14 protein-coding genes are annotated in these 14,088 nt (G+C 65.5%); 9 read left to right on the top strand and 5 right to left on the bottom strand.

Annotated elements, in window-relative coordinates; translation table 11 throughout:
- The first annotated feature begins 4 nt into the window (after nucleotides 1-4).
- Both YH64_RS15970 and YH64_RS15975 read left to right on the top strand, forming a co-directional pair.
- Nucleotides 5-1,030: a HAMP domain-containing sensor histidine kinase gene (locus YH64_RS15970; RefSeq protein WP_104143268.1), complete on the top strand. Its 1,026-nt coding sequence runs from the start codon at nucleotides 5-7 to the stop codon at nucleotides 1,028-1,030.
- Nucleotides 1,027-2,955: a potassium transporter Kup gene (locus YH64_RS15975; protein WP_046805494.1), complete on the top strand. Its 1,929-nt coding sequence runs from the start codon at nucleotides 1,027-1,029 to the stop codon at nucleotides 2,953-2,955. Before YH64_RS15970 ends, YH64_RS15975 begins: the two co-directional genes overlap by 4 nt.
- Nucleotides 2,956-3,033: 78 nt before the next feature.
- On the opposite strand, the gene argG is transcribed toward YH64_RS15975, so the two are convergent.
- Both argG and YH64_RS15985 read right to left on the bottom strand, forming a co-directional pair.
- Nucleotides 3,034-4,374 carry an argininosuccinate synthase gene (gene argG, locus YH64_RS15980; protein ID WP_046805493.1) on the bottom strand — a complete coding sequence of 447 codons (1,341 nt, stop codon included), beginning with the start codon at nucleotides 4,372-4,374 and terminating at the stop codon, nucleotides 3,034-3,036.
- A gap of 124 nt (nucleotides 4,375-4,498) precedes the next feature.
- A complete protein-coding gene (locus YH64_RS15985; protein WP_046805492.1) occupies nucleotides 4,499-5,407 on the bottom strand; it encodes a LysR family transcriptional regulator in 909 nt (302 codons plus the stop codon).
- 108 nt (nucleotides 5,408-5,515) lie between these two features.
- Between YH64_RS15985 and YH64_RS15990 the strand changes: the two genes are divergently transcribed.
- Genes YH64_RS15990 through YH64_RS16010 form a run of 5 tightly spaced genes read left to right on the top strand, consistent with a single transcriptional unit; the run spans nucleotide 5,516 to nucleotide 9,382 of the window.
- Nucleotides 5,516-6,382, top strand: coding sequence for an amidohydrolase (locus tag YH64_RS15990; protein ID WP_185975383.1), 867 nt, complete (start codon nucleotides 5,516-5,518; stop codon nucleotides 6,380-6,382).
- 52 nt (nucleotides 6,383-6,434) lie between these two features.
- The gene (locus YH64_RS15995; RefSeq protein WP_046805490.1) at nucleotides 6,435-7,388 is read left to right on the top strand and encodes a tripartite tricarboxylate transporter substrate binding protein; all 954 of its coding nucleotides are present in this window, start codon (nucleotides 6,435-6,437) and stop codon (nucleotides 7,386-7,388) included.
- Nucleotides 7,389-7,390: 2 nt separating this feature from the next.
- The gene (locus tag YH64_RS16000; protein WP_046805489.1) at nucleotides 7,391-7,921 is read left to right on the top strand and encodes a carboxymuconolactone decarboxylase family protein; all 531 of its coding nucleotides are present in this window, start codon (nucleotides 7,391-7,393) and stop codon (nucleotides 7,919-7,921) included.
- An 11-nt stretch (nucleotides 7,922-7,932) separates the two neighbouring features.
- Nucleotides 7,933-8,496: a DUF4286 family protein gene (locus tag YH64_RS16005; RefSeq protein WP_082134516.1), complete on the top strand. Its 564-nt coding sequence runs from the start codon at nucleotides 7,933-7,935 to the stop codon at nucleotides 8,494-8,496.
- A gap of 34 nt (nucleotides 8,497-8,530) precedes the next feature.
- Nucleotides 8,531-9,382 (top strand): alpha/beta fold hydrolase, encoded by an 852-nt coding sequence (locus tag YH64_RS16010; RefSeq protein ID WP_082134519.1) that lies wholly within the window; start codon nucleotides 8,531-8,533, stop codon nucleotides 9,380-9,382.
- A gap of 127 nt (nucleotides 9,383-9,509) precedes the next feature.
- Here YH64_RS16010 and argF read toward each other — a convergent pair whose 3' ends face one another.
- Both argF and YH64_RS16020 read right to left on the bottom strand, forming a co-directional pair.
- Entirely contained in the window at nucleotides 9,510-10,451 is a 942-nt protein-coding gene (gene argF, locus YH64_RS16015) for an ornithine carbamoyltransferase (RefSeq protein WP_046805553.1), read from the bottom strand.
- A gap of 56 nt (nucleotides 10,452-10,507) precedes the next feature.
- A complete protein-coding gene (locus tag YH64_RS16020) occupies nucleotides 10,508-11,689 on the bottom strand; it encodes an aspartate aminotransferase family protein (protein WP_046805487.1) in 1,182 nt (393 codons plus the stop codon).
- Nucleotides 11,690-11,889: 200 nt separating this feature from the next.
- Between YH64_RS16020 and YH64_RS16025 the strand changes: the two genes are divergently transcribed.
- Nucleotides 11,890-12,180 carry a DUF3579 domain-containing protein gene (locus tag YH64_RS16025; protein WP_013392635.1) on the top strand — a complete coding sequence of 97 codons (291 nt, stop codon included), beginning with the start codon at nucleotides 11,890-11,892 and terminating at the stop codon, nucleotides 12,178-12,180.
- Nucleotides 12,181-12,300: 120 nt separating this feature from the next.
- Here YH64_RS16025 and YH64_RS16030 read toward each other — a convergent pair whose 3' ends face one another.
- Complete coding sequence (locus YH64_RS16030) at nucleotides 12,301-13,020, bottom strand: GntR family transcriptional regulator (protein ID WP_046805486.1); 720 nt, start codon at nucleotides 13,018-13,020, stop codon at nucleotides 12,301-12,303.
- Nucleotides 13,021-13,285: 265 nt separating this feature from the next.
- Between YH64_RS16030 and YH64_RS16035 the strand changes: the two genes are divergently transcribed.
- On the top strand, nucleotides 13,286-14,023 hold the full coding sequence (locus YH64_RS16035) for an aspartate/glutamate racemase family protein (protein ID WP_046805485.1): 738 nt from the start codon (nucleotides 13,286-13,288) through the stop codon (nucleotides 14,021-14,023).
- Nucleotides 14,024-14,088 lie beyond the last annotated feature (65 nt).

Genomic DNA, 14,088 nt, shown 5'->3' on the forward strand with positions numbered 1-14,088 from the left:
CTTGATGCCGCCCATTCTGCTGCTTGTCCTGCTGGACCTGGCGGCAACCTGGGTGATCACGCACAAGATCGATATGTCGCTGTGGATGCTGGAAGACTTCTTCTGGCTGATGGTGGTGGGGCAGGTGGCGCTGATTGCGCTGTTCACCTGGGTGGTCGTGCAGGGCGTGCGATCCGGATTGCGGTCCGTGAACCATCTGTCCGAAGAAATCCGGCAGCGTTCCATCGACGACATGCAGCCGTTGGAAGTGGCGGGCGTGCCGGTCGAAATCGAACCGCTGGTCACGCACACCAACGACCTGCTGCTGCGCCTGGACGCCTCGCTGGCGGCCCAGCGCCGATTCATCGGCCACGCGGCGCACCAGCTGCGCACCCCCTTGTCCGGCCTGCGGCTGGAATCCGAATTGATGTTGGCCCGCCCACTGCCGGACGACGTGCGGGCGCGGGCCGAACGCATCAAGGCCGTCAGCGACCGGATGATCCGCCTGGGTCAGCAGTTGCTGGTGCTGGCGCGCGCCGACCCCAATGCCCGCCCGCAAGACAGCTTTGTGCGCATCGACCTGTGTGAATGGGTGCGCGTGCACGGCGCCGAATGGTTTCCCCGGGTGCGCGAGGCGCGCTACGAGCTGGACCTGGTGGCGCCCGATGCGCCCATCTGGATCGATGCAGACCCCTTGCTGCTGGCCGAACTGCTGGGCAACCTGATCGACAACGCGCTGCGCTACGGCAACGAGACCGGCCGCATCACGTTGATTGTGGGCGCCAACCCGCCGTCCCTGACGGTCGAGGACGACGGGCCCGGCATTCCCTCCGAGGAACGCGACCGCGTCTTTGAAGCCTTTTACCGATCGCCCACCGCCACGGCGGGCGGCTCGGGATTGGGCCTGGCCATCGTGCGCGAGATCGCGCACGCGCATGGCGCCTGGTGGAAGCTGACCAGTCGCCCCGACTTCTCCGGAACCCGGCTTTCCGTCGTGTTCCCCGGCCCCCGCAAAGGGGCGCAACTAACTCGTCAAGAACCCACATCATGAGCCAAGCCACGGCGGGTGCCCCCCTTCCCACCGGCCCCCACGCGGGGGGCGTGCATGCGCCGTCGTCGCGCGCCGCGTTGATCCTGGGCGCGTTGGGCGTGGTGTACGGCGACATCGGCACCAGCCCGCTGTATACGCTGCGCGCCTGCCTCACGGGCCTTAGCGTGCACACCGACCTGGAGCCCGCGCACTTGCTGGGCGTGCTGTCCATCCTTTTCTGGATGCTGATGGTGGTGGTGTCTTTGAAATACGTCACGCTGGTCCTGCGCGCCGATAACCGGGGCGAAGGCGGCACGCTGGCGCTGTTGGAACTGGCGGTGCGCAACCGCGACGGCAAGATGCGGTGGGTGCTGATCGTGCTGGGCATCTTCGGGGCGGCGCTGTTCTACGGCGACAGCATGATTACGCCCGCCATCTCGGTGCTGTCCGCGCTGGAAGGCATCGGCATCGTGTCCCACACCCTGGACGCGTGGGTCGTGCCCATTGCGCTGGTCGTGCTGGTGGGGCTGTTCGCCATCCAGTCGCATGGCACCGGCCTGATGGGCAAGCTCTTTGGCCCCGTGATGCTGATGTGGTTCGGCACGCTGGCGGCGCTGGGCGGCTGGCAGATCTGGCAGACGCCCGAAGTCCTGGCGGCGTTGAACCCGATGTGGGGCCTGCGGTTCGTCGTTGAATTTCCCTTGATCAGTTTCGTGCTGCTGGGCGCCGTGGTGTTGGCATTGACGGGCGCCGAGGCGCTGTACGCCGACATGGGCCACTTTGGCCGCCCCGCGATTCGCAGCGCGTGGTTCAGCATGGTGCTGCCGGCGTTGACGCTGTGCTACTTCGGCCAGGGCGCGCTGCTGCTGCGCGACCCCGAGGCCATCCGCAATCCGTTCTTCCTGATGGCACCCGACTGGGGCCTGGTGCCGCTGGTGGCGTTGGCCACCATTGCCACCATCGTCGCATCGCAAGCCGTGATCTCGGGCGCGTACTCGGTCACGCGCCAGGCGGTGCAGCTGGGCTTCTGGCCGCGCATGCAGATCCTGCATACCTCGGCGGTGGAAAAGGGCCAGATCTATCTGCCGCAGGTCAACGCGCTGCTGCTGTGCGCCGTGCTGGTGCTGGTGCTGCTGTTCCGCAATTCCGACAACCTGGCCGCCGCCTATGGGTTCGCGGTGACGGGCACGATGTTGACCACCTCGGTGCTGGCGTTTGCCGTCTTGCCGCGCGGGTCCACGGGCCTGAAGCGCATGCTGTGGTTCGGTGTGCTGGGCTTTCTGCTGCTGTTCGACGTGCTGCTGTTTTCGGCCAACGTGTTCAAGATCCACGAGGGTGGCTGGCTGCCGCTGCTGGTCGCCATCGTTGTGTTCACGCTGATGATGACGTGGCGCCGTGGCCGTCGCCTGTTGTCCGACATGCAGCAGCGCGACCGCCAGCCGCTCAAGGAATTCATGGAGCAGCTGGAACAATATCCGCCGTCGCGCGTGCCGGGCACCGCCATCTTCATGACGATGAATTCCGGCAACGTGCCCCCCGCGTTGCTGCATAACCTGAAGCACAACAAGGTGCTGCACGACCACGTGCTGTTCCTGACCATCCTGGTGGCGGACGTGCCCTACATTTCACCTGAAGAACGCTTCGTGGTGAAGAAGCTGTCGGCCTCCAGCTGGACCGCCACCGTGAACTACGGCTTCAAGGAAGATCCGGACGTGCCCGAGGCCTTGCGCCTGGTGGCCGAAGCGTATCCGGAGCTGGACCTGGAGCCGATGCGCACGTCGTACTTCCTGTCGCGCCAGACCGTGGTGGCGGCGCGCAAGCCGGCACTATGGCGTTGGCGCCGAGCGGTGTTTTCGTTCATGGCCCGGAACTCCACGCGCAGCACCAAGTTCTTCAAGATCCCGGCCAACCGCGTGGTGGAAATGGGGATGCAGGTCGAGCTCTAGGCCCCGGCGCGGCGCCATAAAAAAAACCCCTCGGTGTGATGACCGAGGGGTTTTTTGTTGCCTTGCCTGCAAGAATGCTTACTTCTTCTTCGCGGCGTCTTTCAGCTGCGGCAGCGACGTGCCGCTGGAAGCCAACAGGCCCGTCTTCACGTAGGTGAACAGCTTTTCGCGCGTGTCGACGATGTCCAGGTTGCGCATGGTCAGCTGGCCGATACGGTCCGCCGGGGTGAACGGCGCGTTTTCGACCTTTTCCATCGACAGGCGCTCGGGCGCGTACGTCAGGTTGGCCGATTCCGTGTTCAGCAGCGAATAGTCATTGCCGCGACGCAGTTCGATGGTGACTTCGCCGGTGATGGCGCGGGCCACCCAGCGCTGGGCGGTTTCGCGCAGCATGATGGCTTGCGGGTCGAACCAGCGGCCCTGATACAGCAGGCGGCCCAGCTTGCGGCCGTTTTCGCGGTACTGCTCGATGGTGTCTTCGTTGTGAATGCCGGTGACCAGGCGTTCGTAGGCGATGAACAGCAGCGCCAGACCCGGGGCTTCGTAGATGCCGCGGCTCTTGGCTTCGATGATGCGGTTTTCGATCTGGTCGCTCATGCCCAGGCCGTGGCGGCCGCCGATGCGGTTCGCTTCCAGCAGCAGTTCAACCGGGTCGCTGTATTCCACACCGTTCAGGGCGACCGGCTGGCCTTCCTCGAAGCGCACGGTGACTTCTTCGGCCTTGACGGCCACGTCGTCGCGCCAGAACGCCACGCCCATGATCGGCTTGACGATGCGGATGCCGGAGTTCAGCTGTTCCAGGTCCTTGGCTTCGTGAGTGGCGCCCAGCAGGTTGGAGTCCGTCGAGTAGGCTTTTTCGGCCGACATCTTGTAGTCGAAGCCGGCTTGGCGCATGTATTCGGACATTTCCGAACGGCCGCCCAGCTCGTCGATGAAGCGCTGGTCCAGCCAGGGCTTGTAGATCTTCAGGTCGGGGTTGGTCAACAGGCCGTAGCGGTAGAAACGCTCGATGTCGTTGCCCTTGAACGTGCTGCCGTCGCCCCAGATGTTGACGTCGTCTTCCTTCATGGCGGCCACCAGCATGGTGCCGGTGACGGCGCGGCCGATGGGCGTCGTGTTGAAGTACGTGATGCCGGCGGTCGAAATATGGAACGCGCCCGATTGCAGGGCCGCGATGCCTTCAGCCACCAACTGCGCGCGGCAGTCGATCAGGCGGGCATTTTCGGCGCCGTAGGCCAAGGCCTTGCGCGGGATCTCATCGTAGTCGGACTCGTCCGGCTGGCCCAGGTTTGCCGTGTAGGCGTAGGGGATGGCGCCGTTATTGCGCATCCACAGCAGGGCTGCGCTGGTGTCGAGACCGCCGGAAAAGGCGATGCCGACCTTCTGGCCGGTAGGAAGGTTCGGGAGGATAGTGGTCATTGTTTGAGGTGAGACGCCAACAGGACTTTGACAGCAACGAGCCGCCAAACAAGAAAGGTAGCCGGCATTTTAACTCTTTTGCCTTGTGCGGCCAGACGCGGCGCCTTTTTGGCCGCCGGGCGCATCACGTGGCCGGGGCAAACAGTTCGGAAAGCTTCAGTTGCCGGATCAGTTGCGCGGTGGCGGTGGCCAAGCGCGTGGCGGGGCGGTGGCGGGCGCTGGCCAGCACCAGGTTGTTGGTGATGCGGGGCGAGCCGATATCCGATAGGGACAGTGCGTGCTCGGCGGCAGGTCCGCGCGCGGCCGAGCGCGGCAGGATGGCGTACGCGTCGCCTTGCGCCGCCAGTTCCACGATGGTCTGCACGGCGTCGACCTCGGCCGCCACCTTCAGGCGCACGCCTTGCGCGCGGCACACGCTTTCCACCAGGGTCCGGATCGCGTTGGGCAGGCTGGGCAGCACCAGCGGGTAGTCGCCCAGCTGCGCCACGGCAATGCGGGCGGGCAGGGGCGGTTGATGGCCGGCGGCAGCGGCCAGCACCAGGTCTTCACGGAACAGCGATTCATGCGCAAGCTGGGGCGAGGGCGCGGGATCGTAAAGCAGGGCCAGATCGACCCGGCCGGCCAAGAGCCATTCCCGCACCTGGGCGCTAAGGCCTTCGGCCACTGCGATGGACGCCTCTGGAAAGCCACGCCGAAACGCCTGCACCAAGGGTGGCGTCAACACGCGCGCAATGCGCGGGGGCAGGCCCACCACCACCTTGCCGGTTGGCGTGGCGCGCAGCGTTTGCAGGTCTTCCTTGGCGCGTTCGGCCAGCGTCAGCAGCGCGCGCGCATGTTCCAGAAAGCGCAGCCCGGCCTCGGTGGGTTCGGCGCCGCGGCCGTTGCGATAGAGCAGATGCTGGCCCAGCTCCAGTTCCAGCAGCCGTACCTGCCGGCTGAGGGTGGGCTGGGCCACGTCCAGCAACTCGGCCGCGCGCGAAAAGCTGCGCCGCTCGGCGACGCTGACGAAATATTCGATCTGCTTTAAATCCACGATGCGCCCGCGCTGTTATGTGTATTTTCTATATCTGAAATCAAAGATATAGCATTGTTAGTCGGCTCGCAATCCGCGAGGATGTCGTTTTCCCAGCAGGAACCGACTGTGCCTGATTGCCGCCCACCGCTTGCGTCCCCGACCCGTCCGCGCCACGTCTTGCCGCCCGGCGCCTGCGACGCGCATTGCCATGTCTTCGGGCCCGGCAACGTGTTTCCCTATGCCGAGGGCCGTTCCTACACGCCGCCCGATGCGCCCTATGCCGCCATGGCCGCGCTGCATGCGCACCTGGGCATCGAGCGCGCGGTGGTGGTGCAGGCCAACTGCCACGGCTCGGACCATAGCGCGCTGCTGGATGCGCTGGCGCAAAGCGGTGGCCGCTATCGCGGCGTGGCGTTGCTGGGCGCGGATGCCACGGCGGCGCGTGTCCGGCAACTGCACGACGGCGGCGTGCGCGCCGCGCGCTTCAACTTCGTGCCGCACCTGGGCGGCGCGCCGAACCCGGCCGTGTTCGACCACGTGGTGGCGCTGATTGCGCCGCTGGGCTGGCATCTGTGCCTGCATGTGGACGGCGCGATGCTGCCCGAACTGCTGCCGCGCCTGTTGGCATTGCCCGTGCCTTTCGTGGTGGATCACATGGGCCGATTGAAGGCGGCCGACGGCCTGGATTCGCCCGCGATGCGCGCATTGCTGTCGTTGGCCGATGTGCCGCAGGCCTGGGTCAAGGTGTCGGGCATCGACCGCATCGCGTCCGGCAAGCGCCCGTTTGCCGAAGGCATACCCTTTGTGAGCGCGTTGGTGCAGGCCATGCCCGATCGTTGCCTGTGGGGCACCGACTGGCCACATCCCAACGTGGCGGGCGATATGCCCGATGACGGCGAGCTGGTGGATACCTTCTTTCAGGCCTGCCCCGATGCCGCCGTACGCCAGCGGGTGCTGGTGGACAACCCCGCAAAGCTGTACGGATTCGCGTAGACCCCCGACGTTGCGCGTCGCTTAAAAAAATTCGATTCAACGAGGAGACACCATGTTCAAGAAATTGCTTTCGGCCACCGTGCTGAGTCTGTCCGCTTTCGGCGCGGCCCATGCCGACGGCCCGGTGCGCCTGATCATTGCGTTCCCGCCCGGCGGGCCGGTGGACCTGGTCGGTCGCGTGCTGGCCGAACAGCTGGGCAAAGAGCTCAAGCAAAACGTTATTGTCGAAAACAAGGCGGGCGCCAATGGCAACATCGCGGCCGCCTATGTGGCCAAGGCGCCGGGCGATGGCTCGGTGCTGTTCCTGACCAGCGTGGGCGCGGTGGCGATCAGCCCGGCGCTGTACAAAGACCTGCCGTACGACCCCGTGCGCGACTTTGCGCCGGTGTCCAAGGTGGTCAACAACGCCACGGTGTTCGTGGTGAACCCGTCCAACCCGGCTAGCGACGCGGCGGACTTCGTGAAGAAGTCGCAGGCGGCGTCGCAATCCGTGGCGATCGGCTCGTCGGGCATTGGCAGCATTCCCCACCTGACGATGGAAATGTTCGCCGACGCCAGCAAGGCCAACGTGCTGCATGTGCCGTACAAGGGGGCCGCGCCGGTCATCAATGATGTGATGGGCAACCAGGTGTCGGGCTTCTTCGGCGACGTGCCCGGCCTGATCGGCCATATCCAGGGCGGCAAGCTCAAGGCCCTGGGTATCGCCGCGCCCACGCGCCACCCGCTGCTGCCCGATGTGAAGACCTTGGCCGAACAAGGCATTGCCGGCGTGGAATCGAATAACTGGTACGGCATCGTCGCGCCTGCCTCCACGCCCGCCGCCACCATCGACAAGCTGAATCAGGCGGTGCGCGCCGCCTTGGGCAATGAAGCCGTACGCGCCAAGCTGGAAAAGTTTGGCGCCCAGGCAGCGCCCAGCTCGCCGCAGGAACTGGCCGCGCTGATCGCGTCCGACCGCGACAAGTGGACCGCGCTGATCCAGCGCAAGAACATCCGTCCGGAGTAAGCATGAGCGCCAGCCGAGTCACCCCCGTTGTCCCGGGCACCCGCCAGGAACTGGCTGCGATCGAGGCGCGTATCAGCGCCGCGCGCGGCCGGATCTCGCCGCTATACCAGGTGCTGTTGAACAGCCCCGCCGTCGTGGATGGCTGGGAAGCCATGCTGACCGCCATCCGCCAGAAGACGTCGCTGTCGCCGCGTCTGCGTGAACTGATCATCTTGCGCGTAGCGACCCTGAACAACGCGCCCTACGAATTTGACGCGCATGTGCCGCACGCCTTGGCGGGAGGCATGCCGCAGGAAGTGATCGACGCCTTGCGCTCCAACCCGGCGCCGCAAGATGTGCAAGGGCTGGCCCCCGGCGAAGCCGAGGTGCTGGCGTTGACCGACGCCATGACGCGCGACATCGAGGTACCCGACGCGGTGTTCGCGCCCGTGCGAGCACGCTACGATGACGCGCAACTGGTCGAGCTGGCCGCCACCGTGGGCGCGTACAACATGGTGTCGCGCTTCCTGGTGGCGCTACGCGTCGGACATTGAAGGAGATGACAGTGCAGGAATCCGTATTGCTGGTGTCGCTGGGCGAACGCTTTGACAAGGCCCGCGCGGCCGACATGGCAGAGCGTCTGACGGCCGGGCTGGACAAGGTTGAGGTCAGCGCGTTTGCCGCGGTTGAAGAGGCGGACACGTATGTGTACCTGCGCGGCGCAAGCCACGCGCTGGCCGAAATCCAGGCGCGTCTGGCCGAGAGCTTCCCTGGCGCTCGCGCCCGCGTGTTGCATCAAACGCTGGACCTGCCGGGGGCGTCGGCAGGCCAGGACGCGCCGTGGCACTACATCGTTGAAACCGATGTGCTGCCCGAGGCCGAGCAGGACTTGAACGCCTGGTATGACCAGGAACATCTGCCGGGGCTGGCGTCCGTGCCCGGCACGGTGCGCGCGATGCGCTTTGAATGTCGCGATGAATCACCGCGATACCTGGCGTGCTACGACCTGCACACCCGCGAAACCTTCGGCAGCCCGCCGTGGCTGGCCGTGCGCGCCACCGACTGGAGCAGCCGCGTGCGGCCTTCGTTTCGCAACACGCGCCGCACGATGTTCAAGAAAATCCTGTGACGGCGGGCCGGCAATGGGCCGGCAAGGAGGCATGATGAAAATGAAACAGCTGCTGACGGGGCTGACGATCAGTTGCGCGGTCGTGGCGTCGACGCCGGTGCTGGCGGATGCACCCAAACGCGTCAATGTGCTGGTCGGCAACGGCGCGTCGATTGAGGTGCTGGACCAGGGGCAGGGGCCCGCGCTGGTGCTGCTGCCGTCACGGGGACGCGGCGCGCAGGATTTCGACGAACTGGCCGAACGCTTCGTGCAAGCCGGCTATCGCGTGTTGCGTCCGCAGCCGCGCGGCATCGGCGGCAGTACCGGGCCGATGTCGGGCATCACCCTGCATGATCTGGCGGACGACCAGGCCGCCGTGATTCGCACCGTGGCGCGCCAACCGGTGGTGATGGTGGGCCATGCCTTTGGCAACTGGGTGGCGCGCGCCACGGGCGTCGACCACCCCGAGCTGGTGCGTGGCGTGGTGATCGTGGCGGCGGCGGCCAAGCAATATCCCAAGGGTCTGAGCGAACACGTGGATCGCAGCGCCGAACTGTCGTTGCCCGACGCCGAACGCCTGAAGTCGATCCAGTACGCGTTCTTTGCGCCCGGCAACGACGCGCGCGTCTGGTTGAACGGCTGGTACCCGGACGTCAGCGAGAGCCAGCGCCTGGCCGGCAAGGCCACGCGCCAGTCCGATTGGTGGTCGGGCGGGGCCAAGCCCTTGCTGGACCTGCAAGCGGAGCTGGATCTGTTCAAGCCGCCGGCTACGCGCAACGAAATCCGCGATGAGTTCGGTGACCGCGTGTCCGTCGTCGTGGTTCCCGGCGCGGGCCACGCGTTGGTGCCCGAAAAGCCCCAGGCGGTGGTGGACGCCATCGCAGCGTGGGAACGTACGCTGCGTTGATTGCCGTGTATTGAATGCGGCGCGGGCCGGCCACGCAACCCCAGCCGTCGCATTGCCGCCAAAGCAGCCCAAATGAAAAGGCCTGGATATCCGAAGATATCCAGGCCCTTTGCGCTTCCCGGCAGGCTTAGTTGATCTGGCCCAGCAGCAGGAATTCCATCAATGCCTTTTGCACGTGCAGGCGGTTTTCGGCTTCGTCCCAGACCACGCTTTGCGGCCCGTCGATGACTTCGCCGGTAACTTCCTCGCCACGGTGGGCGGGCAGGCAGTGCATGAACACGGCTTCGGGGTCGGCCGCCGCCATCATTTCGGCGTCAACGCACCAGTCGGCAAACGCCGCGCGGCGCTCTTCGTTTTCGGCTTCGTAGCCCATGCTGGTCCACACGTCGGTCGTGACCAGGTGCGCGCCCTGGCACGCCTGCATGGGGTCCTTGAACTGGCGCAGCACCTTGTCCGACGGCGAGCCGATGCGCGAGGCTTCAAGTTCGTAGCCCGCGGGCGTGGACACGTGCAGCGTGAAACCCAGCATCTCGGCTGCGTGCAGCCAGGTGTATGCCATGTTGTTGGCATCGCCCACCCAGGCCACCGTCTTGCCCGCGATGGGGCCGCGATGTTCGATGTAGGTGAAGATATCGGCCAGGATCTGGCAGGGGTGGAATTCGTTGGTCAGGCCGTTGATGACCGGCACGCGCGAATGCGACGCAAAGCGCTCGATGCGGGTCTGCTCGAACGTACGGATCATGACAATGTCGACCATGCGCGAGATGACGCGCGCCGTGTCTTCGATGGGCTCGGAGCGGCCCAGCTGCGAATCGTTGGAGGTCAGGTTGATGACCGAGCCGCCCATCTGGTACATGCCGGCCTCGAACGAGACGCGGGTGCGGGTGCTGGCCTTTTCAAACACCATCGCCAGCGTGCGGTCGTGCAGCGGCATATGGGGTTCGTAGCGCTTGAACTTTTCCTTGATCAGGCGCGCGCGGTCCAGCACGTAGGCGATTTCAGCGGAAGAGAAATCCTTGAACTGGAGAAAATGCCGCAACGGGCCGTTTTGAGTCGTGGGAGGAGTCATGGTGTTGTCGCAGGTCATTGAGCCCGGCCGGGCTGGTGGCCCGGTCGGTACGTTGATTATGGTTTTTCGGACAGGAAGCGTTGGATGAGCGGGACCAGGGTGGCGACGATCTGGTCCGCCTCTTGTTGGGTAAGGATCAGGGGCGGCAGCATGCGGATGACGCGGTCGCGGGTGACGTTGATGAGCAGGCCGGCTTCAAGGGCGTGCAGCACCAGCACGCCGCAGGGGCGCGCCAGTTCTATGCCCAGCATCAAGCCCCGCCCGCGCACCTCGGTAACGCCCGCCGTGTCTGCCAAGGCTTGCGCCAGGGCGTCCTTCAGGTAGGTGCCCACCGTGTGCGCGTTGTCCAGCAGCTTGTCGTCTTCCAGCGTGTCCAGCACGGCCAGGCCGGCGGCGCAGACCAGCGGCCCGCCGCCGAACGTGGTGCCATGGCTGCCGGGCGTGAACACCCCGGCGGCAGGCCCTGCGGCCAGCATCGCGCCAATCGGCACGCCGCCCGCCAGCCCCTTGGCCAGCGTCATCACGTCAGGCTTGATGTCGGCCCATTGATGCGCGAACCACTTGCCGGTGCGGCCGATGCCGGACTGCACTTCGTCGATCATCAGGAGCCAGCCGCGCTCGGTGCACAGCGCGCGCACCGCTTGCAGGTACGAGATGTCGGATGGGCGGATGCCGCCTTCGCCTTGCAGCACTTCAAGCAACACGGCGGTGGTGCGCGGCTCGGCGTCGCCCGCCGCGCGCACGGCGTCCAGGTCGTTATAGGGCACCTGGATGAAGCCGCTGGGCAGCGGTTCGAAGCCCTTGCGGGCCTTGTCGCTGCCCGTGGCCGCCAGCGTGGCCAGCGTGCGGCCATGCCAGGACGAATCCATGGTGATGATGTGGGCGTGCTTGTTGCCGCGCTGGTAGGCGTAGTAGCGAGCCAGCTTGATGGCCGCCTCGTTCGCTTCCGAGCCGCTGTTGCAAAACAGCGCTTCCTGCATGCCTGACAAAGCGCTCAGGCGGGCGGCAAGCGCGGCCTGCTGGGGAATTTCGTAGATGTTCGACGTGTGGATGACGCGCGCGGCCTGTTCGCTGATGGCCGCCACCAGTTTCGGATGGGCGTGTCCCAGGCACGACACGCCGATGCCGGCCAGTGCGTCCAGGTATTTGCGCCCTTGGGCATCCCACAACCATGCGCCGTGGCCGTGCGTGAACGCAACCGGCAGGCGGGCATAGATATTGGCCAGAGGCGAGGTCATTGCGGATCCTCCTGGGGGATTACCAAAAAGCCGCCTTCAAAAAGCCGCCTTCAATTCGATGGACCCCGGGCGAAAGCGGGGCGGAATCGGCTTTTGGAAGAGGGCAAAGGATCAATCATATACAATTCGCGGCGCAGGGCGCATGTTTGATCACGCCGAAGATCCGGCTTTCGTGAAAGGCGCGCTGTAGTGAAGAACTCATGGCAACTCGCGTCAGACAATTCGTAATTCATGGCGTTACCGAAAGCGGTAGCCGATTCCGCCCCAGCGATTGGGCGGAGCGGCTCGCTGGCGTAATGGCACAGTTCCGGCCCGCCGGCTGTGCTGGTAACCACCTCACTTATTCGCCCTATGTGCTGCCTGTCGTGATCGACGGCGTGCGCGGAATCGTGGTCGACCTGCGTTTGCGCGACCTGGAACCGCTGGCGTACAAGTTCGTGGTGGATTTCGCTCGCGACAACAACCTCAAGACGGAAGAACGCGAAATCTAAGTGCCCGAACGAAAAAGCGCCCCGACCGGGCGCTTTTCTCATTCGTGCCGGACCGGCACGCCCGAATGGGCGGGCCAGCGCCTACGCCGCGCCTGCGCGCGGCGAGGTCGGCCGCGCGGCTCAGGTGCCGTAGCGGTCAAGAATCTTGCGGATGTCGCGCACGCCCGACCCGTCGGTGCTGAGCAGCGCGCGCGCCGTCACGGATTCCAGATGATGTTCCAGCAGATGCAGCACGTGCTTTTCGTCGCGCGCGCGCAGGCCTTCCACTATGTCCATGTGTTCGCTGACCGCGCATTCGCTGGAATGCGGCCGTCCGTAAAGCGCCAGGATCAGCGAGCAGCGCGACACGATTTCGTTCACGTAGCGGGCATAGACCGCGTTGCCGGATAGCTCGGCCATCAGGATGTGGAATTCGCCCGACAGCCGGATGGATTCATTCGTGCTGTTGCGCTTGCGGGCCGCTTCCTCTTCTTCGACGTGACGCGCCAGGCGCGTCAGCCCGGCTTCGGTGATGTGTTGCAGCAGCCGGCGGGCGACGTCGCGTTCCAGGCAGCGCCGGGCCTCGAAGATATCGTGCGCTTCTTCCAGGCTGGGCCGCGCCACCGCCGCGCCGCGATTGGGGCGCAAATCCACCAGCCCTTCGCTGAACAGCCGCGTCAACACGCCGCGCACAATCGTGCGGCTAACCCCGAAACGCTCGCCAATGACGTCTTCGGGCAGCTTGTCGCCCGGCAGCAAGGCCTGTTCGATAATGGCGCGGCGTAAATTTATGTATACGATTTCGCTGCGGTTTGCGTCTTTCTTGGCGGGCTCGTTGGCCGGCGGCGCGAGAGGTTTCATCGTCTTCTTTGGCTCCAGGACGTGCGCGTTTTCATTGTAATGGGATAGGCCGCGGCACCGGCCGCCGCTGCGCACTGCGGGTGTGGGCAAGCATACTACAACGCCCGCTAAGGGTTAGCGATAGCTTGAAGCCAGATTTCAAGCGCGTACATTGTCGGCATAAATCGTATACAAACATTTATACGAAACGGAATTCGCTGAACGAATCCGTACGGACTGTTTGTATACAAACCGCCGAGGTTGTTTGATGCCAGCAATGCCCGCAATGCCCGCCATGCCCCACGCCGTCACCGTCGACCGGCCCGCCTTCACGCCATACCGCCTGCTGGTGGTCAACGGCAACACCACGGCCGACTTGACTCGCAGCCTGGCCGCCCAGGCGCGCACGTTTTTCGATGGCGCGGCCCACATACACGCCGTCACCGCCGTATTCGGACCCGCCTATATCGCCAGCCGCGTCGAGGCCGCCGTGGCCGCGCATGCCGTGCTGCAAACCGTGGAGCAGGAAGTGGCCCGGGCCGAAGCGCCGTTCGATGCCTGCCTGTTGGCCTGTTTCGGCGAACCCGGCATCGGCGCCGTGCGCGAATGCCTGAACGTGCCCGTGGTGGGCATGGCCGAAGCGTCGATCATGGCCGCCATGCAGCGCGGGGACCGCTACGCCATCGTCACCGTTGGGCAGCGCTGGCCCGGCATGTTGCGCGAACAGATCCGCCAACTAGGCCTGGAAGCCCGCTGCGCCGCCATCATCGCCTTGCCCGGCAACGCGCTGGATTACGTGACGCGCTCGCCCGAATCAGCCGCGCAAGTCAGCCTGGCGCTGGACGCCGCCGTGGCGCAGGGCGCCGACGTGGTCATCGTGGCTGGGGCCGCCCTGGCCGGTTACCTGCCGGTGCTGCCGCGCCGGCCCCTCGTTCCGATCATCGATTCCTATCGCGCCGCGCTGGCCCAAATGCTGGCCCTGGCCTCGCTGGACCGCGCGCAGCGCTTGTGCGCATTGAACTGACCCCGCCGGGTCCGATCGCCATGCCTACCGCGCCGGGCCCGACCCGGCGACATCAAACCGGGTAT

The sequence above is a fragment of the Achromobacter sp. LC458 genome (genome assembly GCF_001005835.2).
In the GTDB taxonomy this organism is placed as follows: domain Bacteria; phylum Pseudomonadota; class Gammaproteobacteria; order Burkholderiales; family Burkholderiaceae_B; genus Achromobacter; species Achromobacter spanius_B.